The sequence below is a fragment of the Polynucleobacter sp. MWH-UH35A genome (assembly GCF_018687075.1).
Lineage (GTDB): Bacteria > Pseudomonadota > Gammaproteobacteria > Burkholderiales > Burkholderiaceae > Polynucleobacter.
Genome location: NZ_CP061285.1, coordinates 892,732 through 913,440, shown reverse-complemented (window position 1 = coordinate 913,440; position 20,709 = coordinate 892,732). Strand labels below are relative to the sequence as shown.

General features: G+C 45.7%; 17 protein-coding genes and 1 tRNA gene. 4 read left to right on the top strand and 14 right to left on the bottom strand.

Features of this window, described 5'->3' with window-relative positions; genetic code table 11:
• Positions 1 to 140 precede the first annotated feature (140 nt).
• The 6 genes from clpX to ispD form a co-directional block, all read right to left on the bottom strand.
• On the bottom strand, positions 141 to 1,502 hold the full coding sequence (gene clpX, locus ICV36_RS04805; protein WP_215401438.1) for an ATP-dependent Clp protease ATP-binding subunit ClpX: 1,362 nt from the start codon (positions 1,500 to 1,502) through the stop codon (positions 141 to 143).
• A 28-nt stretch (positions 1,503 to 1,530) separates the two neighbouring features.
• Positions 1,531 to 2,160 (bottom strand): ATP-dependent Clp endopeptidase proteolytic subunit ClpP, encoded by a 630-nt coding sequence (gene clpP / locus ICV36_RS04800; protein ID WP_215401437.1) that lies wholly within the window; start codon positions 2,158 to 2,160, stop codon positions 1,531 to 1,533.
• Between the two features lie 30 nt (positions 2,161 to 2,190).
• Positions 2,191 to 3,528, bottom strand: a complete 1,338-nt coding sequence (gene tig, locus ICV36_RS04795; protein ID WP_215401569.1) for a trigger factor — start codon at positions 3,526 to 3,528, stop codon at positions 2,191 to 2,193.
• Between the two features lie 56 nt (positions 3,529 to 3,584).
• A tRNA-Leu gene (locus ICV36_RS04790) sits at positions 3,585 to 3,671 on the bottom strand.
• A gap of 78 nt (positions 3,672 to 3,749) precedes the next feature.
• A complete protein-coding gene (ispF, locus tag ICV36_RS04785) occupies positions 3,750 to 4,253 on the bottom strand; it encodes a 2-C-methyl-D-erythritol 2,4-cyclodiphosphate synthase (RefSeq protein ID WP_215401436.1) in 504 nt (167 codons plus the stop codon).
• A 9-nt stretch (positions 4,254 to 4,262) separates the two neighbouring features.
• Positions 4,263 to 5,021, bottom strand: coding sequence for a 2-C-methyl-D-erythritol 4-phosphate cytidylyltransferase (gene ispD / locus ICV36_RS04780; RefSeq protein WP_215401435.1), 759 nt, complete (start codon positions 5,019 to 5,021; stop codon positions 4,263 to 4,265).
• Between the two features lie 23 nt (positions 5,022 to 5,044).
• On the opposite strand from ispD, the gene mfd reads away from it, so the two are divergent.
• Complete coding sequence (gene mfd / locus ICV36_RS04775) at positions 5,045 to 8,590, top strand: transcription-repair coupling factor (RefSeq protein ID WP_215401434.1); 3,546 nt, start codon at positions 5,045 to 5,047, stop codon at positions 8,588 to 8,590.
• An 18-nt stretch (positions 8,591 to 8,608) separates the two neighbouring features.
• Positions 8,609 to 9,499, top strand: coding sequence for a phosphoserine phosphatase SerB (gene serB / locus ICV36_RS04770; protein WP_215401433.1), 891 nt, complete (start codon positions 8,609 to 8,611; stop codon positions 9,497 to 9,499).
• Positions 9,500 to 9,552: 53 nt separating this feature from the next.
• On the opposite strand, the gene ICV36_RS04765 is transcribed toward serB, so the two are convergent.
• From ICV36_RS04765 to ICV36_RS04735, 7 genes are all read right to left on the bottom strand, one after another.
• Positions 9,553 to 10,737, bottom strand: coding sequence for an acetyl-CoA C-acyltransferase family protein (locus ICV36_RS04765; RefSeq protein ID WP_215401432.1), 1,185 nt, complete (start codon positions 10,735 to 10,737; stop codon positions 9,553 to 9,555).
• Between the two features lie 92 nt (positions 10,738 to 10,829).
• The gene (gene rimO / locus ICV36_RS04760) at positions 10,830 to 12,188 is read right to left on the bottom strand and encodes a 30S ribosomal protein S12 methylthiotransferase RimO (protein WP_215401431.1); all 1,359 of its coding nucleotides are present in this window, start codon (positions 12,186 to 12,188) and stop codon (positions 10,830 to 10,832) included.
• Positions 12,189 to 12,190: 2 nt separating this feature from the next.
• Complete coding sequence (gene phaR, locus ICV36_RS04755) at positions 12,191 to 12,751, bottom strand: polyhydroxyalkanoate synthesis repressor PhaR (protein WP_215401430.1); 561 nt, start codon at positions 12,749 to 12,751, stop codon at positions 12,191 to 12,193.
• Positions 12,752 to 12,870: 119 nt separating this feature from the next.
• Complete coding sequence (locus ICV36_RS04750; protein WP_215401429.1) at positions 12,871 to 13,611, bottom strand: 3-ketoacyl-ACP reductase; 741 nt, start codon at positions 13,609 to 13,611, stop codon at positions 12,871 to 12,873.
• A gap of 32 nt (positions 13,612 to 13,643) precedes the next feature.
• Positions 13,644 to 15,278, bottom strand: a complete 1,635-nt coding sequence (gene phaC, locus ICV36_RS04745; protein WP_215401428.1) for a class I poly(R)-hydroxyalkanoic acid synthase — start codon at positions 15,276 to 15,278, stop codon at positions 13,644 to 13,646.
• Between the two features lie 110 nt (positions 15,279 to 15,388).
• Complete coding sequence (gene pgeF, locus ICV36_RS04740; protein ID WP_215401427.1) at positions 15,389 to 16,150, bottom strand: peptidoglycan editing factor PgeF; 762 nt, start codon at positions 16,148 to 16,150, stop codon at positions 15,389 to 15,391.
• Complete coding sequence (locus ICV36_RS04735) at positions 16,147 to 17,187, bottom strand: RluA family pseudouridine synthase (protein ID WP_215401426.1); 1,041 nt, start codon at positions 17,185 to 17,187, stop codon at positions 16,147 to 16,149. Before ICV36_RS04735 ends, pgeF begins: the two co-directional genes overlap by 4 nt.
• Positions 17,188 to 17,207: 20 nt before the next feature.
• On the opposite strand from ICV36_RS04735, the gene ICV36_RS04730 reads away from it, so the two are divergent.
• A complete protein-coding gene (locus ICV36_RS04730; RefSeq protein WP_215401425.1) occupies positions 17,208 to 18,095 on the top strand; it encodes an outer membrane protein assembly factor BamD in 888 nt (295 codons plus the stop codon).
• Between the two features lie 100 nt (positions 18,096 to 18,195).
• Here the strand turns inward: ICV36_RS04730 and alr are convergent, their stop codons facing one another.
• Positions 18,196 to 19,287, bottom strand: coding sequence for an alanine racemase (gene alr, locus ICV36_RS04725; protein WP_215401568.1), 1,092 nt, complete (start codon positions 19,285 to 19,287; stop codon positions 18,196 to 18,198).
• Between the two features lie 74 nt (positions 19,288 to 19,361).
• On the opposite strand from alr, the gene lplT reads away from it, so the two are divergent.
• On the top strand, positions 19,362 to 20,681 hold the full coding sequence (lplT, locus tag ICV36_RS04720; RefSeq protein WP_215401424.1) for a lysophospholipid transporter LplT: 1,320 nt from the start codon (positions 19,362 to 19,364) through the stop codon (positions 20,679 to 20,681).
• Positions 20,682 to 20,709 lie beyond the last annotated feature (28 nt).

The window sequence follows — 20,709 nt, the reverse complement described above, 5'->3', positions numbered from 1 at the left end:
ATTTAAATATGTAGCCACTAAATACAGACATAATTCATGAATAGCATACTACCTATATGGGTAATCATTTGAGAAAAACAAGGGGTAAAAAGACAAAAATGGGGCAAAAATGCCCCAAAAATAGCGAAAACCCTAAGAATTTAAGCTTTTTTGCTTAAATCTGCTTGTTCAGCATCCTGTTTGTAGACCAAAAGGGGTTTGCCGCCCTCGGCAATGCTATTTTCATCAATAACGACTTTTTGGACATTCTTCAGAGAAGGTAAGTCATACATAACATCCATCAATGAGCCCTCCAAAATCGATCTCAGGCCACGAGCACCCGTTTTACGTGCAATAGCCTTTTTAGCGATAGCAGAAAGCGCTTCTCGACGCACCTCCAACTCAGAACCCTCCATGGTCAAGAGGGCTTGATATTGCTTAACTAAAGCGTTCTTAGGTTCAGTCAGAATCTGAATTAAAGCTTCTTCATCCAATTGGGCCAATGTTGCAACCACCGGTAAACGACCAATTAACTCAGGAATCAAGCCAAATTTAATCAAGTCTTCTGGTTCAACTTCAACTAGGAGGTCACTTACACCGCGATCATCCTTGCCGGGCACGGTTGCATTAAAGCCAATACCCGTTTTAGCGGTACGTTGTTGAATAACCTTTTCAAGGCCGTCAAAGGCACCACCACAAATGAACAAAATATTCGTCGTATCTACTTGTAAGAAATCTTGATTGGGGTGTTTACGACCGCCTTGTGGCGGCACAGAAGCCATGGTGCCTTCCACTAGCTTTAATAGCGCTTGCTGAACACCCTCACCCGATACGTCGCGAGTAATGGATGGATTGTCTGACTTGCGTGAAATCTTATCGATCTCATCAATGTAAACAATACCGCGCTGCGCTTTTTCTACGTTGTAGTCGCAGGCTTGCAGTAACTTCTGGATAATATTCTCAACGTCTTCACCCACATAACCAGCCTCAGTTAAAGTGGTTGCATCAGCCATCACGAATGGAACGTCTAACATGCGAGCTAAAGTTTGGGCTAACAGAGTCTTGCCTGAGCCAGTAGGCCCAATTAACAGAATATTGCTCTTTGCGAGTTCAACACCGTCAACAATTGCCTTGGCTGGGGTCTTGGATTCTTTCTTATCTGAGACCTCTACAGGCTTACCATCTTTATCTAGCTTCTCTTTTTTGGGCTTAGGCAAGTATTGCAAGCGCTTGTAGTGGTTGTAGACAGCAACTGCCAAGGTTTTCTTTGCATGATTCTGACCAATGACATATTGATCTAGGTTTTCACGAATTTGATGCGGTGTTGGTAATGAATCATCACCCTCTTCCTTTGGAAGCTTAGCAATTTCCTCCTGAATGATGTCAGTGCAAAGATCGATGCACTCATCACAAATAAACACAGAAGGGCCCGCAATGAGTTTTTTAACTTCGTGCTGACTTTTGCCACAAAAAGAGCAATACAGAATTTTGTCTGTTGAATTAGTTGTGTTGGTATCGCTCAAAATAAACTCAATAAATTTCTAATGCAAATTAAGGGCGCTTTTCAATAACCTTATCGATCAAGCCATATTCTCGTGCTTGTTCTGCTGACATAAAGTTATCGCGATCCGTATCTTTCGCAATCGTTTCGATCGATTGACCAGTACGATCTGCCAGGATTTTGTTAAGGCGCTCACGCAAATACAAAATCTCACGTGCTTGAATCTCAATATCTGATGCTTGACCGCGTGCGCCACCTAATGGTTGATGAATCATGACGCGAGAATTAGGTAAGGCATATCGCTTCCCTTTTTCACCTGCACACAACAAGAATGCGCCCATACTAGCAGCCATGCCCATGCACAAGGTGCTGACATGCGGTTTGATAAATTGCATCGTGTCGTAAATCGCCAAGCCCGCTGAAACCGATCCGCCTGGAGAATTGATATACAGTGAAATTTCTTTGTCTGGATTTTCACTCTCGAGGAACAATAGCTGAGCTATTACTAAATTGGCAGTTTGATCATTTACTTCGCCAACTAAAAAAACTACGCGCTCACGCAATAATCTGGAGTAGATGTCGTACGCTCGCTCACCCCTACCAGAGGTTTCAATCACCATAGGAACTAGGCCGAGGCCTTGTGGCTCTAGATTGTCAGAATGAGAATGATTGTGAATCATTTTGAAACCTCTTATTGGTATGTGGATAGCTTAGTTTAGCTTGCTGAGCTCTTCAAAAGTCACGGCTTTATCGTTAACTTTAGCTTGAGATGTGAAGTATTTGATTACGTTATCCTCAAGAACCAAGTTCTCAATATCTTTCAAACGACCGGGATTGCTGTAGAACCAGCGTACAACCTCTTTAGGATCTTCATAAGTAGCTGCTTGCTCATCAATTTCAGCCTTAATTTGATCGGCGGTAGCGGCCAAGTTTTGATTTTTAACCAGCTCGCTCAAAATCAAGCCAAGACGAACGCGCTTAGTTGCCTGTTCTGCAAAAATCTCCGCAGGAATCGGGGCATCTTTCGCATTCGGAACGCCACGCTGCATCAAATCCTGACGTGCGCCTTCAACTAAACGTTCTTGCTCAGAGGCAACCAAGGACTTAGGAACATCGAGTTCACAAAGGCTATTGAGCTTATCCATCACTTCATTCTTAAGCAAGGAAGTGATGCGACGCTTCACTTCGCGCTCTAAATTTTCTTTTACTTCAGCACGCATTTTTGCAACACCGCCTTCAGTAACACCCAAAGACAATGCGAAGGCATCATCGACGGCTGGCAAATGTGCCCAATTTACGGACTTAACCGTAATTGTGAATTCAGCAGTTTTACCTGCTACATCTTTACCGTGGTAATCCGCTGGAAAACTTAATGGGAAGGACTTGCTTTCGCCTGACTTAAGACCCAAGGTGGCCGCTTCAAACTCAGGAAGCATGCGACCTTCACCCAAAACATATTCAAAGTTCTCTGCTTTACCGCCAGCAAACTCAACGCCATCAATCCTACCGACGAAATCAATAACCACTTGGTCGCCGTTTTGTGCTGCGGTATTAGAGCCGCCGTCACCATGAGCGCCAGCCTCACCACGTGGGTGGTAGTGAACCTGCTGCTTACGCAATACATCTAAAGCGCGATCAATTTCAGCTTCACCAATTTCGGTTGAGTATTTTGTAACTTCTGCTGAGCTGAAGTCACCAATCTTTACTTCTGGCAATACTTCAAAGAAGGCATCAAAAACCACTTTATCTGCATCAAGTTCACTCTTTGGCTCAAGACGCGGTTGACCCGCTAAAGCGACACCCTCTTTTTGCGCAAGCTCATAAAACATTTCAGCAGCTTTATCGAACTGCAATTCGAAATCAACTTGCATGCCATGCTGTTTTTCAACGAGATTCTTTGGAACCTTGCCTGGACGAAAGCCAGCCATTTTCATGGTCTTACCAACTTTAGCTAAACGGGCTTCGCGGGCTTTTGCCAAATCGGCACGCGCGAATTCCAAAGTCATTTTGCGGTCTAGTGAACCTAAATTTTCTATCTGCACAGCTATTCTCGTCTCTTAATTGAAATCTGGAAATGTGAAGTCCAAGCCAAGTAGCAATCTTGTGGTGCGAGGAGGGGGACTCGAACCCCCACACCATTTCTGGCGTCAGGACCTAAACCTGGTGCGTCTACCAATTTCGCCATCCTCGCGAATATCCGCAAACTGCCAAGCCTAGACTTCACTCTAAAGACCATAATTCTACAATGCCTAGGGTTTTAGAGGATCTTTTAGGCCTTATAGAGCAAAGCTACCGCATGGACGGCGATGCCCTCGCCTCTGCCCAAATGGCCAAGTGACTCATTGGTCTTGGCCTTGAGATTAACGTGGCTGGGGGTCACGGCTAAATCAGCAGCAATATTGCGGACCATTTCTGGCAAAAAATCAGCTAATTTTGGCTTCTGGCAAATGATGGTTGCATCCACATTACCAATCTGGAAACCGGCTGCCTGAACCTTTTGCAAGGCAGCCCTGAGCAAAATTCGACTATCCATACCCTTAAATTGAGGGTCCGTATCTGGAAATAACTGTCCAATATCATTTAGGCCAGCTGCCCCAAGCAATGCATCTGTTAGTGCATGCAACAAGGCATCTGCATCAGAGTGTCCCAGCAGACCTTTTTCAAAAGGAATATGAACACCGCCCAAAATTAGTTTTCTATCGGCGACTAAGGCATGCACATCGTAGCCCTGACCAATACGGAACTGCGGGAAGTGTGAATTAGTTTGAGTCATTGGGGAGGCCTATGATGTTGACTTGTTACCCGAGCTTAAAAGCAATTGCATCAATTCCCAGTCAGCTGGGTGCGTGACTTTAAAGTTACGTGCAGCACCTTCAATTAATAGAGGCTTATCGCCAGCGAGCTCAATCGCACTGGCCTCATCCGTCACATCGGCTTCAAGACGAATGGCGTTATCAATAGCATCATGCAATTGTTTTAATCCAAACATCTGCGGGGTTTGGGCCAGCCAAAGATGTTCTCTGGGAATGGTTCTTTCTGAGTGCGGGATGTTTCCGGCAACCACTGAATCAAGATCTGCTTGCTTTAATGTATCTGCTAGCGGAACAGCTAAGATGCCACCACTTTTGGATGATTGGACCGAGTGAATTAACTTTTGAATTAATGTTGGTGTAATACCCGGTCTAGCTGCATCATGCACCAATATCCAGTCATTTTCGGAAACGCCGGATTCCATCATCGCAGCCAAGGTATTGCGCACAGTCTCTTGTCTGGTTGGACCGCCTGTTGGTACCACATGAATCCCTGAATCGGACTGAGCAATAGTTTGCAAAATTGGATTGGTAATAAAACTGGGGGTAACACCAATCCAAATGGATTCGATCTGAGGGCATTCCTGAAAGGCCTCTAGCGCATAAGAAACCATGGGCCTTCCAACCAATTGCTGGAACTGCTTTGGTAATTCGCCGCCCAAGCGTGACCCTGTGCCTGCCGTTGGCAAAAGTGCATGGCAACGTTTGTTTGTGTGATTTCCAGAATCCATGCCTGATTCTATAATGAGCCCAGATGTCTGACGCATTAAATCTAGCACCCCCCATACCCGCTCCGCGGGCTGGGCAGCGCTTTACCTTTTCTGGGCTAGTAGGATCAGCTGATGCCGCCTTAATTGCCCAAACTGCCCTGCGCTATCGCAATCAGTTTTCAGTCATGGTGATCTTCTGCGCTCAAGCCCAGGAAGCTCAGCGCCTTCTGGAAGAAATTCCCGCTTTTGCTCCACAGTTAAAAACGAGACTCCTTCCTGACTGGGAAATTCTTCCCTACGACCATTTCTCACCACATCAAGATTTAGTCTCCGAGCGACTCGCCACACTTTATGAGTTACTCAATGGTAGTTGCGACATTGTGTTGGTGCCAATAACAACCGCATTACAAAGACTAGGGCCTCCAAACTTTTTATCTGGTCACACCTTTTTCTTCAGACAAGGCGATAAGCTCAATGAGGCTGCTTTAAAGCTACAACTGCAACAAGCTGGCTATGATCCTGTAAGCGCGGTAATGCGCCCTGGTGAATACAGTATTCGAGGCGGGCTGTTTGACTTATTCCCAATGGGATCTAATTTACCTTATCGATTAGATTTATTCGGTGATGAGATTGAACAAATTCGCGCATTTGATCCTGATACTCAGCGCAGCCTATATCCGGTTAAAGAAGTTCGCCTGCTGCCTGGACATGAGTTTCCATTTGATGATGTCTCGCGCACCGCCTTTAGGGGTCGCTGGCGTGAAGTCTTTGAGGGCGATCCGAGTCGCTGCTCAATCTATAAAGATGCCAACCTAGGTATACCCAGCGCAGGAATTGAGTCTTACCTACCGCTTTTTTTTGAAGAGCGCTCCAACCTCTTTGATTATTTTCCTCGCTCGGGCGATCCTGTATGGCTTGTTAGCATTGGTCATATTGAAGAGACCATCAAAGGATTTTGGAAGGATACCTTCTCTCGTTATGAGTTCCTTAAGCATGATTTAGATCGCCCTATTCTTCCTCCAAAAGAACTATTCCTAGACGTTGATGAATTTTTTACCCTTTCTAAACCCTATGCACGCTTAACCCTCGAAAAGGATGCGGCAGCTAAGAGCCAATTTCTCCCAGTGCCTGATATTGCAGTGCATCGTCGTGACACTGACCCTATCAACCTCCTTCGCAAAGTTGTGGCATCAGAAAAAGTTCGCGTATTAGTTTGTAGTGATAGCGCAGGTCGCAAAGAATCCATTCGCCAGCTTTTTGACGAAAGTAATTCCGTAGCTGGGCAAGACGGCAAGCCACTCTATCCCCTAAAACCAGAAGGCTTCGATAGTATTGCTGAGTTTATTAAGAGTGATTCTGCATTTGGTCTAGTCACTGCCCCACTCTTTAATGGATTTTCTTGGCCCGCAGAAAATCTTCTCGTCATTACTGAGGCAGAGTTATTCACTACAACTGCAAGACAGAGACGTAAAGGGAAAGCAAGTGAGAATGCCGATCCCGACATGCTCTTTAAAGATCTTTCTGAACTGAAGATCGGTGATCCTGTAGTACATGCAGAGCATGGTATTGGGCGATACCAAGGCTTAGTTCTCTTGAATTTAGCGCCACCAAAAGAAGCTCCCATTTTTGAAGAGTTCCTCCATCTACAGTATGCAGGACAAGCGACCTTATACGTCCCTGTACAGCAATTACAGATGGTGACTCGTTATGCAGGCTCCGATCCTGATTCAGCACCGCTGCATCAATTAGGCTCTGGACAGTGGGATAAAGCGAAGCGCAAAGCTGCTCAGCAAATTCGTGACACCGCCGCCGAACTGCTAGGACTATATGCAGCCAGAGCAATTCGCAAAGGACACGCCTTTGAATTTTCAGCTCATGACTACGCTGCTTTCGCAGAAAGCTTTGGATTTGAAGAAACCCCTGATCAAGCTAATGCGATTGCTGCGGTAATAGGCGATATGACTAGTGGTACACCTATGGATCGCCTAGTTTGTGGTGATGTAGGCTTTGGTAAAACAGAGGTTGCGCTGCGCGCAAGCTTTGTGGCCGTCATGGGCGGAAAGCAAGTTGCCATCTTGGCACCAACCACCCTGCTTGCAGAACAACATGTAGCCACCTGGAAGGATCGTTTTGCAGATTGGCCCGTGCGCATTGTCGAACTATCACGCTTTAAAACCACCAAGGAAATCAATGCAGCCTTAGAAGCTATTGCCAAAGGCGATGCAGACATCATTATTGGAACGCATAAATTACTTTCAAAAGAGACTCAATTCGCAAACCTCGGCTTGGTTATCGTAGATGAGGAGCATCGCTTTGGGGTTCGTCAAAAGGATGCTCTGAAGGCATTACGTGCCGAGGTCGATATCCTCACACTGACAGCTACACCAATACCTAGAACATTGGGCATGGCTATGGAAGGGTTGCGCGAGTTTTCGATTATCGCCACAGCACCCCAAAAGCGCCTAGCAATTAAGACCTTTGTGCGGCGTGAAGGGGATGGCGTCATTCGAGAAGCCGTTCTACGCGAAATTAAACGTGGTGGTCAGGTTTACTTTTTACATAACGAAGTTGAAACCATTCAGAACCGTAAACATGCATTGCAAGAGCTTATTCCAGAAGCGCGTATTAGTGTTGCCCACGGTCAAATGCATGAGCGCGAACTGGAATCTGTCATGCGTGAATTTGTTACGCAGCGCACCAATATATTGTTGTGCACCACCATTATTGAAACGGGCATTGACGTACCTACGGCCAATACGATCATCATGCATCGCGCAGATAAGTTTGGCTTAGCGCAGCTACATCAATTACGTGGTCGTGTAGGTCGTTCTCATCATCAAGCGTATGCCTATTTGCTAGTGCCCGATCCAGAGGCGCTAAGCAAACAAGCACAGCTAAGGCTCAATGCCATTCAAGCAATGGAAGAGCTCGGCTCTGGCTTTTATTTAGCCATGCATGACTTAGAGATTCGTGGGGCTGGTGAAGTGTTGGGCGATAAGCAATCCGGTGAAATCCATGAAATTGGTTTCCAGCTGTATACCGAAATGCTCAATCGGGCTGTTAAGTCCTTACGCAACGGCAAAGAACCTGACTTGCTATCCCCACTTCAAGCAACAACCGATGTCAATCTTGGTGTTCCCGCCCTACTTCCAGAAGATTATTGTCCTGATGTGCATGAACGCCTATCCTTATACAAGCGCTTTGCTGGGACACATGATTTTTCCGAATTGATGGGCTTACGCGAAGAGCTAGTAGATCGCTTTGGCGATCTACCGGACCAAGCCAAATCTTTTTATGAGACGCATCGCCTACGTCTAGAGATGACCGGTTTTGGCATCAAAAAGATTGATGCAACTCCTATATCCATACAGATTCAATTCATCCCGAACCCGCCCATTGATCCAATGAAGATCATTCAGCTTATCCAGTCCTCAAAGCACATCCAACTCAATGGGCAGGATAAATTAAAAGTACTTCCTCAGAAAGACCGTGAATTTGAGAAGCTTGAACAGAGACTAGATGCCATTCGCAATATCTTGCGACGTCTCAATGATTCAGCCGTCTTAAGCTCAGCTAAAGTCAACTCATAATCCGATTATTATTAAGTCATGCCCAATCACCAAATCCTTGTTGCCCTCTCCAGAAATCCTATAGCTGAAAAACTGGTCTTTACTTTAAAGGATCAAGCGTCAAAATTTGGTGTTTCGCTCCATTCTATTGGCGGACAAAGGGGCAATGGAACCTACTATGTCGAACGTCTTGAAGCCAACGCTAATTTAGATACCGCTCAACGGGAGCAGCTTAGAACGATTTCTGCAAACTTTAATGCTGATCTATGTTTTCTGAGATCCGATCTGATACCACAAGACATTCGCGTCCTAGCGATGGACATGGACTCAACCTTAATTAATATCGAATGTATTGATGAGATCGCCGACTACACAGGCAAGAAATCCGCTGTAGCGGAAATTACAGAAGCTACCATGCGCGGAGAAATCAAAGACTTTAAAGAAAGTTTGCGCAGGCGTGTTGCCTTGCTTGAGGGCGTCCATGCTGACGCGCTTGAATCTGTTTATCGCGAGCGCTTACGCCCCAATCCTGGTGCAGCTGAACTATTAGCTGGTGCCTATGAACGAGGGTTGTACACCCTCCTGGTCTCTGGCGGGTTTACTTTCTTTACTGAAAAGCTGCGTGAGCAGTTGGGATTCAAGCAAACGCAGGCCAATACATTAGAAATTATCGATGGCAAGCTCACCGGCAAAGTACTTGGCGATATCGTGGATGGCGCAGCCAAGGCTGCTCATTTGGATGAAGCGTGCGCTCGCCTTGGTTTCTCAAAAGCCAACGCCATCACCATGGGAGACGGCGCCAATGATTTAATCATGATGAATGGTTCAGGTATTAGTGTTGCCTATCAAGCAAAACCAGTTGTCAAAGAAAAAGCCGACGCGGCTTTTGACCGAGTCGGCTTAGATGCTGCTTTACTACTAATCTCTTAAGTTTTTACCTAAGAGATCAGCATAATATTTTGACGGCTATATATTCCTATAGCTTATAGACGCTCAAAAATGGTGGCAATACCTTGACCGCCACCAATACACATTGTTACCAAAGCGTATTTACCTTGGACGCGATGCAATTCATGGATTGCTTTAGTAGCAATCGCTGCACCTGAGCAGCCAATTGGGTGACCCAAAGCAATAGCACCACCGTTAACGTTAGTCTTAGCAGGATCCAAACCTAAGCCCTTAGTAACAGCCAAAGCCTGTGCGGCAAAAGCCTCATTCGACTCAATCACATCAATTTGATCTAGTTTGAGACCAGCACGCTCAAGAGCCAATTTAGTGGCAGGAATTGGACCTTCACCCATGATATGGTTTGGTACACCGGCAACCGCATAAGAAACTAAACGTGCGATAGGCTTATGACCAGCCTTCTTGGCAGTCTCAGCATCAGCCAATACAAAGAATGCTGCGCCATCGTTAATGCCAGAAGCATTACCAGCAGTAACAGAGCCGCCTTCTTTCTTAAATACGGCTTTCATCTTGCCGAGTGTTTCCATTGTGGTGTCTGGCTTGCAATGTTCGTCAGTATCAAACACGATATCGCCCTTGCGGGTTTTGATGGTGATTGGCACGATCTGAGATTTGAAACGGCCTTCCTTAATTGCATTTGCAGCACGGCGATGCGACTCAACTGCTAATGCATCCTGCTCTTCACGAGTCAGTTTCCATTTTTCAACAAGGTTTTCTGCAGTTACGCCCATATGACCAACGCCAAATGGATCCGTTAGAACAGCAACCATCAAGTCCAGCATCTTAGTGTCACCCATACGTGCACCACTGCGCATTGCTGGCGAACCATACATGCCGCGGGACATTACCTCAACGCCACCGCCAACACCGTAATCACAATCACCCAACATGATCTGCTGAGCAGTGGTCACGATCGCTTGCAAGCCGGAGCTGCATAAACGATTGAGCGCCATCGCTACAGATTCCATTGGAAGACCTGCTTGAATCGAAGCCACGCGAGCAACATAGGCATAGCGACTATCTGTAGGAATCGTATTTCCTACGGTCACGTAATTAATTAACGCTGGATCCACACCAGAGCGTACAACCGCCTCTTTCATCACAATGCCGCCGAGCTCTGAAGGCTCAAAGCTGCTGAGAGAACCATTAAAGGTGCCAATTGCGGAACGAACTGCACTTAAGACAACGACATCACGACTCATATCAATCCCCTTTACTAAGCCCAATAATTAGGCTGACACTGCACTAAATAATTACTAAATAAGCAATCCAACTATCAGTTTTATTCGATTCGTCAAGTTTCGGCTATTAGGTCATGCCCTTGGGAGCTAATGACTGTCGCACGAATGATTTCTCCTGCACGATAGCGTTTTGAGGGCTTGCTTGGTGGCAAAACCCTCACCAGACCGTCAATTTCAGGGGCATCACCAATACTTCTGCCAATACCGCCTGATTCATCAACGCGATCAATGATGACCTGAATGCGTTTGCCTATTTTTTTAGCAAGTCGTTTAATCGAGATTTCCTCTGCTTTTGCCATGAAACGAGCACGCCGTTCCTCACGAATTTCATCTGGAACGGGGTTATCCAACAGATTTGCTGTGGCACCCTCTACCGGCGAATAAGCAAAGCAACCCGCTCTATCAATTTGCGCCTCATCCAAAAAGTTGAGTAAATACTCAAACTCTTCCTCGGTCTCACCGGGAAAGCCTGCAATAAAAGTACTGCGAATGACTAAATCAGGACACGCTCGTCGCCATGCTGAAATGCGCTCTATATTTTTTTCGCCACTAGCAGGACGCTTCATACGTTTCAAAACATCTGGATGTGCATGCTGTAGTGGAATATCTAAATACGGCAGAACGCCATAACCATGCTCCGAGAATTGAGCCATTAAGGGCAAGACGTCGTCTACATGCGGATAAGGATAGACATAGTGCAATCTTACCCAAGCCTGATGCTCACGGGCAATTTGATTTAAGGCGTTTACCAAATCAAACATCTTGGTTTTAACGGGTTTGCCATCCCAAAAACCTGTTCGATATTGAATATCCACACCATAGGCACTTGTATCTTGCGATACTACCAACAGCTCCTTTACGCCTGACTCAAACAAGCGTTTGGCCTCTAACAAGACTTCGCCAATAGGTCTTGATACAAGATCACCGCGCATATTAGGGATGATGCAAAAAGTACAGCGGTGGTTACAGCCTTCGCTAATTTTGAGGTAGGCGTAATGCTTTGGTGTTAGTTTGACGCCAGCAGGTGGTACTAAATCTGCAAATGGATCATGCGGCTTGGGTAGATGCAAATGAATCGCTTGCATCACCTCATTGGTAGCGTGCGGCCCTGTCACAGCAAGGACCTTAGGGTGAATGCTGGAGATCAGATCGTTTCCATCCGCATTCTTCCTGGCACCCAAGCAACCAGTGACAATCACTTTGCCGTTTTCTGCTAGAGCCTCGCCAATCGCGGAAAGACTCTCCTCTACGGCGGAATCGATAAAACCACAGGTGTTTACAACAACGAGGTCTGCACCGGAATAATCTTTAGCAGTCTCGTAACCTTCTGCACTGAGTTGCGTCAGGATGAGCTCTGAATCTACTAGCGCCTTAGGACATCCTAAGGATACAAATCCAATTTTTCCAGCCACAACTAGTCTTTTTCAGTCTTATTTGGCTGAGCTGTAAATGGGAAATTTCCAAAGATATTTTGTGAGCCTTGTACTTGCTCTTGCATCTTAATAAAAAGATCTTTGCTCTGCTCCATATAGTTACCCATTAAACCTTGCATGAGCGGGTTTTGCAGATTCATCATCTGTGACCAAGCCTCTGGAGTACTACCAGCGCCAAGCCCCTTGGTTTGATCACCAAGCTTATTGTGGATATCTACAAAAGATTGCATTGTCTTTTCGAGATAATTCCCCATCAATCCTTGCATGGAGTTTCCATAGAAACGAATGATTTGGGAAAGCATTTGAGTAGAGAAAACAGGCGCACCACCAGCCTCTTCTTCAAGAATAATTTGCAACAAAATGTTGCGCGTCAAATCTTCTTCCGTCTTGGCGTCAACAACCTTGAAGACTTCATTTCCCATTACTAGGCTCTTAATGTCAGATAAGGTGACATAGGTGCTAGTTTGGGTATCGTAGAGACGGCGATTTGGATACTTCTTAATGAGGCGATCTTGGTCAGATCGTTTAGCGCGGGTTACCATTTTTTTCCTTACTTTTTTACTGCAACGCAACACGAGCGTAGTTTAGTCCTAGTTTGACCAAAAGGTAAATACGCTGTGTTGCGTCCTGCACATACTAATTAAATTGCTGCAGCGCAATATTAACCAGTATGAATACCGCCATTCAATGAGAAGTCCGCACCAGTGGCGTAACCACCATCATCAGATGCAATCCAGCAGCAAATAGAGGCAATTTCTTCAGGAGTCCCCAAACGCTTCACTGGAATACCGGCAACAATTTTCTCCAAAACGTCTTCACGGATCGCCTTAACCATATCGGTACCGATGTAGCCTGGAGAAACGGTATTTACTGTTACCCCTTTAGTGGCAACTTCTTGAGCCAAAGCCATCGTAAAACCATGAAGACCTGCCTTAGCTGTCGAATAGTTGGCTTGACCAAATTGACCTTTTTGACCATTTACAGAGGAGATATTGATCACACGGCCCCAATTATTTTCAACCATACCGTCAATCACCTGCTTGGTAACGTTAAATAGGGAGTTCAAGTTCGTGTCAATAACCGCCTTCCAAGCGTCTGGGGTCATTTTGCGAAATACGCTATCCCTAGTGATGCCGGCGTTATTTACCAAAACATCTACGCGACCAACTTCAGCCTTAACCTTGTCAAAGGCAGCAACAGTGCTGTCCCAGTCGGAAACGTTGCCTTCAGAGGCGATAAAGTCAAAGCCAAGGGCCTTTTGTTCGCCGATCCAGCGGTCTTTACGTGGCGAATTTGGGCCACAACCAGCGATAACCTTAAAACCGTCTTTGGCAAGACGTTGACAAATAGCGGTACCGATACCACCCATACCACCAGTTACATATGCGACTTTTTGAGACATTACTTTCCCCTTTAAAAAACCTTCGTTAGTTATTACTTAAGCTCTGGCGTTGCCTTTTCTTTGACATACTTGCCAGGTGCAGCTTCCATTTTTTTGTACTTTGCGTTACCAAAAGTGCCGCTGGCCGCCTTCTTATCCCCACCAAATTGCTCTAGCCACTTGGTGTAGTCAGGCCACCAACTTCCGGTAATTTGTTTTGCACCTTCGAGCCACTCATTTGCCGTAGGCGCAATCTTGTTATTTTCGAAGTAATAGCGTTTATTTTTTGCAGGTGGATTAATTACGCCAGCAATATGTCCTGATGCCCCAAGAACAAAACGATTTTTACCTTTCAAGATATGAGTTGACTCATATGCAGATTGCCAAGGCACAATGTGGTCCTCTTGCGAAGCGTACAAATATGCAGGGCATTTAATTTTTCCGAGATCTATCTTCTCGCCACAAATTTTGACTTTGTCTGGCTTTACCAAATCATTTTGTAAATAGGTATGACGCAAATACCAACAATACATAGCGCCTGGTAAATTAGTAGAGTCGCCATTCCAATACAACAAATCAAACGGTGGCGGCGAATTTCCCTTGAGATAGTTCTCTACCACGTAATTCCAGACCAAATCATTTGGGCGTAAGAACGAAAAGGTGTTGCCCAAGTCGAGACCAGACATCATGCCGTACTTACCACCTTTGCCACCGATGGTGTTCTCACGCATCTCGACCATACCTTCGTCAATAAAGATATCCAGAATGCCAGTATTTGTGAAATCCAATAAGGTAGTTAAAAGGGTAAGGCTGGCTGCTGGATGTTCGTCTCGCGCAGCCAAGACTGCCAAAGCAGAGGTAGTTAATGTCCCGCCAACACAGAATCCCAAAATATTAATTTGCTTGGTATCGCCAATCTCTTTAACCACATCAATTGCCTTGATGACGCCTTTACCAACATAATCATCCCAGCTGACTTGGGCCATAGAGGCATCTGGATTTTTCCAAGATACCAAGAAAACGGTGTGGCCTTGGCTAACCATATGGCGAACCACTGAGTTATCGGGCTGCAAATCCAAAATGTAATATTTATTAATGCAAGGTGGCACCATCAAATATGGGCGCTCAAATACCTGTTCCGTTAATGGTGTGTATTGAATGAGTTCAAACAATTCATTACGAAACACCACATGGCCTTCGGTTGTAGCAATATTTTTACCCACCTCAAAAGCAGACTCATCGGTTTGTGAGACCTTACCCTTTTTCATATCGCCCAACAAATTCACAATCCCTTTTTGAATGGATTGTCCTTGTGAGCTAATAATGCTTTCGAGTACTTCAGGATTGGTTGCAATGAAGTTTGATGGAGAGAGCGCATCAATCATCTGCTCGGTAGTGAACAAAATTTTCTGCTTTGACTTTTCATCGGTCTCAACAGCTTTTGCCAAAGCCATCAGATGTTTGGAATTAAGCAAATAGGTGGCAGCAATAACTTTGCTCCATGATGAATGCCAAGCCTTTCCTGCGAAACGACGATCCTTTACTTCAATCGCCTCAGGATTGGTTGCAATGTGCGCTAATTCTGTGAAATAGTCTTTTTGAATTTCAGATAAACGCTCTGGCGGAATTAGCGCCATATGATGCGGCGCCAAAGAAGGCGTTGCACCGGTATTCATGCCTGCAAACATAGTAGTCTCTTCAATTAATTAGAGACATTCTCCGCCCTTAAGCACTATAGAGTTATACGCAATAACCCTAGCTTGCTGCAAAGGCTAGTAGTAACCCGCATGCATTAAGACTATTTTTTAATCCAGATTGCCGAAGCAAATCTTCCCGTTTCACCATCGCGACGATAGGAAAAGAATTGCTCTTGATCTCGCACGGTGCAATATTCACCTCCAGAAATCAATTTGACACCGCTGGACTCTAAGCGCCCTCTTGCCAATTGGTAAATATCAGCTAAATACTTGCCAGGCTTATGTGGAATTTCCTTAAATGCATTAATAGGAATGGATGAGCCGGATTTTTTGAAGGCCGTAACCACTTCCTCTCCAACCTCAAAGGCATCCGGCCCAATAGCTGGTCCCAACCAAGCAATTATGTTTGCGGGATTTTTATCCTCTGTGAGATTGAGTAACTCGATAAGTGTATTTTCTAAAACTCCAGCGCAAAGTCCTCTCCAGCCTGCATGCGCAACACCAACAACAGACCCCTCTTGATTCGTAAAAAGCACAGGCAAGCAGTCAGCAGTCATGATGACCAATACCTCTCCTGGAACATTAGTCACAGAAGCATCAGCTTTAATCGATGAATCTTGATATAAAAGACGACTTTGCGGTGTGCTCACGGATGTGCCATGGACTTGGTTTAACCAAATAGGTTCGGCTGGAAGCTCTTTGCTAAAAATAGCTCTATTGATCAAAACATGGTTTAGATCATCGCCCACATGATCGCCAAGATTGAGTGAGTCAAAGGGCTGATGACTAACACCACCCTCTCTTGTGCTCACCAAGGTTTTAACTGAATTTGGCGCTGACCACTTAGGAGCAATGAAACTCATGAGCGCAATTCGTTTTCTATAGAGGCCAATACCGAGACTTCTTTTGGGAGAACATCATTATTCATTTCCAGTTGAGGCAGTAAATCCATAATGTCTTGTGGTGGCAATCGAAACCAAGTCATGAGATCGCTTTTAACTGGATGCTGAAGGCTCAGCGCAAAGGCGTGTAATGCCTGGCGATGGAATGCCAGGTTTTTGGCTACTCCTGGCGTCTTTTTGCGATACACCGGATCACCGACCAAGGGAAAGCCAAGTGATTCAAGGTGGACACGAATCTGATGGGTGCGACCAGTCTCAAGTCGACACTCCAATAGGGCTACAGGGGACTCCTCAAAGAACCCTTTTGCTAAACATCGATAGATAGTGGCAGCGGGCTTTCCTTGGGGGCTGCCGGCGGCCATTTTTAATCTATCCCTTTGATCACGGCCAACAGATGCCAGGACCTTGCCCTGACTTGGAGCATTACCCCACACCCAAGCAAGATAGCGGCGCCCTACCGTTCGCTCTTGAAGTTGTCGCACCAGAGAGGTTTGGGCCTGGGAGGTTCTGGCAACCACCATTAATCCGGATGTGTCTTTATCCAGGCGATGCACAATTCCGGCCCTGGGCAGCTGCTTTAGCTCAGGGTAATGAAATAGGAGTCCATTGAGGAGGGTCCCCGACCAATTGCCGGCCGCTGGATGAACTACCAAGCCTGGCGGCTTGTTTACCACGATGATGGCCTCATCCTCATAGACCACATCCAAGGGGATATCTTCAGCGCTAAAGGCAAATTGCTCAGGCATTTCCTGCGGAAATACCTTAATACTTTCACCCCCATGCAGCAAATAGCGGGCTTTAGTGACTTTTCCGTCGACCATCACTGCTCCAGCCTCAACCCACGCCTTAAGGCGGTTACGTGAATAATCAGGCAAAGACTGCGCTAGCACCTTATCCAAGCGTTCGCCAGCCATCTCCAAAGGGATATCTAAGGAGATGAAATCCTCATCATCGATATAATCAATGGGATTCGAATCAGGAGTTTGCGGCAATGCCACGCTTAAAAAGCCTTTCAGTTATGTCCGACGTAATATCAGACGCCAGTTTAAGGCTTGCTGGGAATTCTTCCCCACAAAAAAAGAGGTTCCGTTTATATGGAGCCCCTCTTGCCCTACTTTTTGCCTTCATTTTTGCGCTCATGTTGTTAGGTGGGTGCGCAGGTAGCGATGGCACCAAAGACGACACCGATATTTGGTCTGAAGCAAAACTCTATTCAGAGGCCACCGACAAACTCAACGATGCCGACTATGCTAAATGCGGTAAATACTTTGAGAAATTAGAGGCACGCTTTCCATTTAGCCCTTACTCACAACAAGCGCAAATCAACTCTGCCTATTGCTACTGGAAAGCTCAAGAACAAACTCAAGCGCTCGTTGCAATTGATCGCTTTATTAAGCTGCATCAAGGTAGCCCTAATTTAGATTACGCCTATTACTTAAAAGGCCTCATTACATTTAATGACGATTTGGGATGGCTAGGTAAATTCACCGGCCAAGATCTAAGTGAACGCGACCCTAAAGCAGCTAAAGAAGCATTTGAATCTTTCAAGGTCGTTGTAGAACGCTTCCCAGACAGCAAATATGCTCCCGACTCATTAGATCGGATGCGCTACATTGTGAACTCCCTTGCAGAAGCGGATGTTATCGTGGCGCGCTTTTACTATCAACGCGGTGCTTATCTAGCTGCAGCCAATCGTGCTCAGCTGGTGATTCGTGACTATGACCGTGCACCCGCTGTAGAGGAAGCGCTTTATATTCTGACTAAGTCCTATGAAAAGTTAGGCATGGTTCAATTAAGCAATGACTCTGCCCGTGTTTTCAAATTGAACTTTCCCGATAGCGAAATGATGATAACCGGTCAACGTGTCAAAAAAGAACGTAGATGGTGGCAGTTCTGGAATAAATAAACGCCAACACTTAGTTTTAAACTCTTATTTCAATTACGAGTTGCTCTATAAAAAATCCTCCGTACTGGAGGATTTTTTGTTTGGAAAGTATTTTAAGTTTTTACTTGATTTCAACCGGCACCCTGGGCGCCACAGCACAAAGTAATTCATAGCCAATCGTATCGCTCATACGCGCAACCTCATCCACTGGGACCTTATCGCCCCAGAGCTGAACAAGGCTACCGATCTTGGCATCAGGCGCCTGACGTAAATCAATTGCCAGCATATCCATTGAAACTCTGCCAATAAGCGGACAAATTACGCCGTCACTGCCACTAGACACCCAAACTGGAGTGCCATCTTTTGCATGACGTGGATAGCCGTCGGCATAACCACAAGCAACAATCCCGACTCGCATTGCAGCAGGAGCCTCATAACGGCCACCGTAACCAATACGATCTCCTTCTTGCAGTTCTTGAATATCGATAATTTCACTATGAAGCTGCATGACCGCTTGTAAATTAGCATGCTCTATATCTGCGTGCAGTCCTGTTGGTGAAGCGCCATAGAGCATAATTCCAGGTCGCACCCAATCACCTAGAGCATTACGATGCCACAAAATAGCTGCAGAGTTTGCAAGCGACGTAGCACCTTCAAGACCTGCAATCGTTTCATTAAATATTTCTTGTTGGGCACCGACAGAAGGTAGTCGATCAATTTGATCCGCATTTGCAAAATGGGTCATGTGGTGCATGCGATAGCCAGCTGCATGTAAGCGATGAAACGCCGTTCGATAAGCATGCGGCTTAAATCCCAATCGATTCATACCAGTGTTCATCTTCATGAAAACATTAAAAGGCTTATGGTCTCTGCATTCGAATCGCTCCAGCCACTCCACTTGAGCATCGCAATGAACCACTAAGTCACACGCTAAATCTTGCGCAAGACTTAGCTCGTTTTCATGAAAAAACCCTTCCAAAAGCAGAATACGGCCTTCCCAACCATGATCTCGCAACCACGCAGCATCCTGTATGTCCAGTAGGGCAAAGCCATCGGTAGAAGCCAAACCCTTCAAGGCAGCCTCAAAACAATGGCCATAGGCCCGAGCTTTGATAACAGACCAAATCTTGGATTCAGGCGCCAATTCTCGAACTCGGTTTAAATTATGCTGAAAGGCAGCTGTATGAATAGATGCCAAAATTGGCCTATTAATCAGGCTGTTAGCCGATTCACCCATATTCACCCCTCCTTTCATGTTTTAATTGTAGTAATGACTAGATTGTACGAATGAACCGTAGCTTTTACATCATTATGGCGGCGCAATTTTTTTCTTCGCTTGCTGATAATGCCCTCCTGATTGCAGCTATTGCTCTCTTGGCCCAGCTTCACGCCCCGGCCTGGATGACGCCTTTGCTCAAATTATTTTTTGTCTTGTCCTACGTTCTCTTAGCGGCCTTTGTTGGTGCCTTTGCTGACTCCCGCCCCAAAGGTAACGTCATGTTCATTACCAATACCATTAAGTTCATTGGATGTGTGGCAATGCTTTTCGGGAGCCACCCCCTAATGGCCTACGCCATTGTTGGATTGGGTGCAGCTGCCTATTCTCCAGCCAAGTATGGAATCCTGACCGAGCTTTTGCCCCCTGAAAAACTCGTAGCTGCAAATGGCTGGATTGAGGGTCTCACTGTTGGGTCGATCATTTTGGGAACCGTTTTAGGCGGCGTTCTTATTAGCAGCACCGTGTCCCAAAGTCTGCTTGCCCTGGACTTGCCGACATTTGAGACTGGTATCGACACTCCCGCAGAATCCGCGATTCTCATCATCATGATGATTTATGTCGTTGCCGCACTAATTAATTTGAAAATTCCAGACACTGGTGCACGCTACGTTTCTCAAAAAACCAATCCAATCGAATTGGTAAAGGACTTTGCTATTTGCTTTAAGACTCTCTGGGATGATCGTTTGGGTCAAATTTCCTTAGCGGTTACCACCTTATTCTGGGGTGCTGGCGCAACTCTTCAATTTATTGTGATTAAGTGGGCGCAAATTGCGCTGCATATGAACTTATCGCAAGGTGCGATCCTGCAAGCAATTTCAGCAGTGGGCGTTGCCGGCGGCGCGGTCTATGCTGCTTGGAGAATCCCACTACGCAAGTCTTTAAACGTGCTGCCCTATGGCATTGCTATGGGGCTTGTTGTCTGCGTTATGGCCGTTTATAACTCGGATCTTCTTCCAAATACCACTCTTTTCACCATTGGAAAACTTCAGGTCTCGCTGAACCTGTTGCCTGCATATCTTTTATTAATATTGGTTGGATGGTTAGCAGGTTATTTTGTAGTTCCAATGAATGCGCTATTACAACATCGCGGTCACGTTTTAATGTCTGCTGGCCACTCTATTGCAGTACAGAACTTTAATGAAAATATTTCTGTGTTGGTGATGCTGCTAATCTACTCGCTACTCATTTGGCTTGATATCCCAATTCAGATTGTCATTATTGGGTTTGGCATTACCGTTAGTCTGATTATGTGGCTCGTCATCAAACGCCACGCCAGAAATCAAGCCGAGTATGACTCAATGCATCTCATTGGCGAGCATAAGCACTAAACTACTTTAGCTTGCCATTCTTTACTTT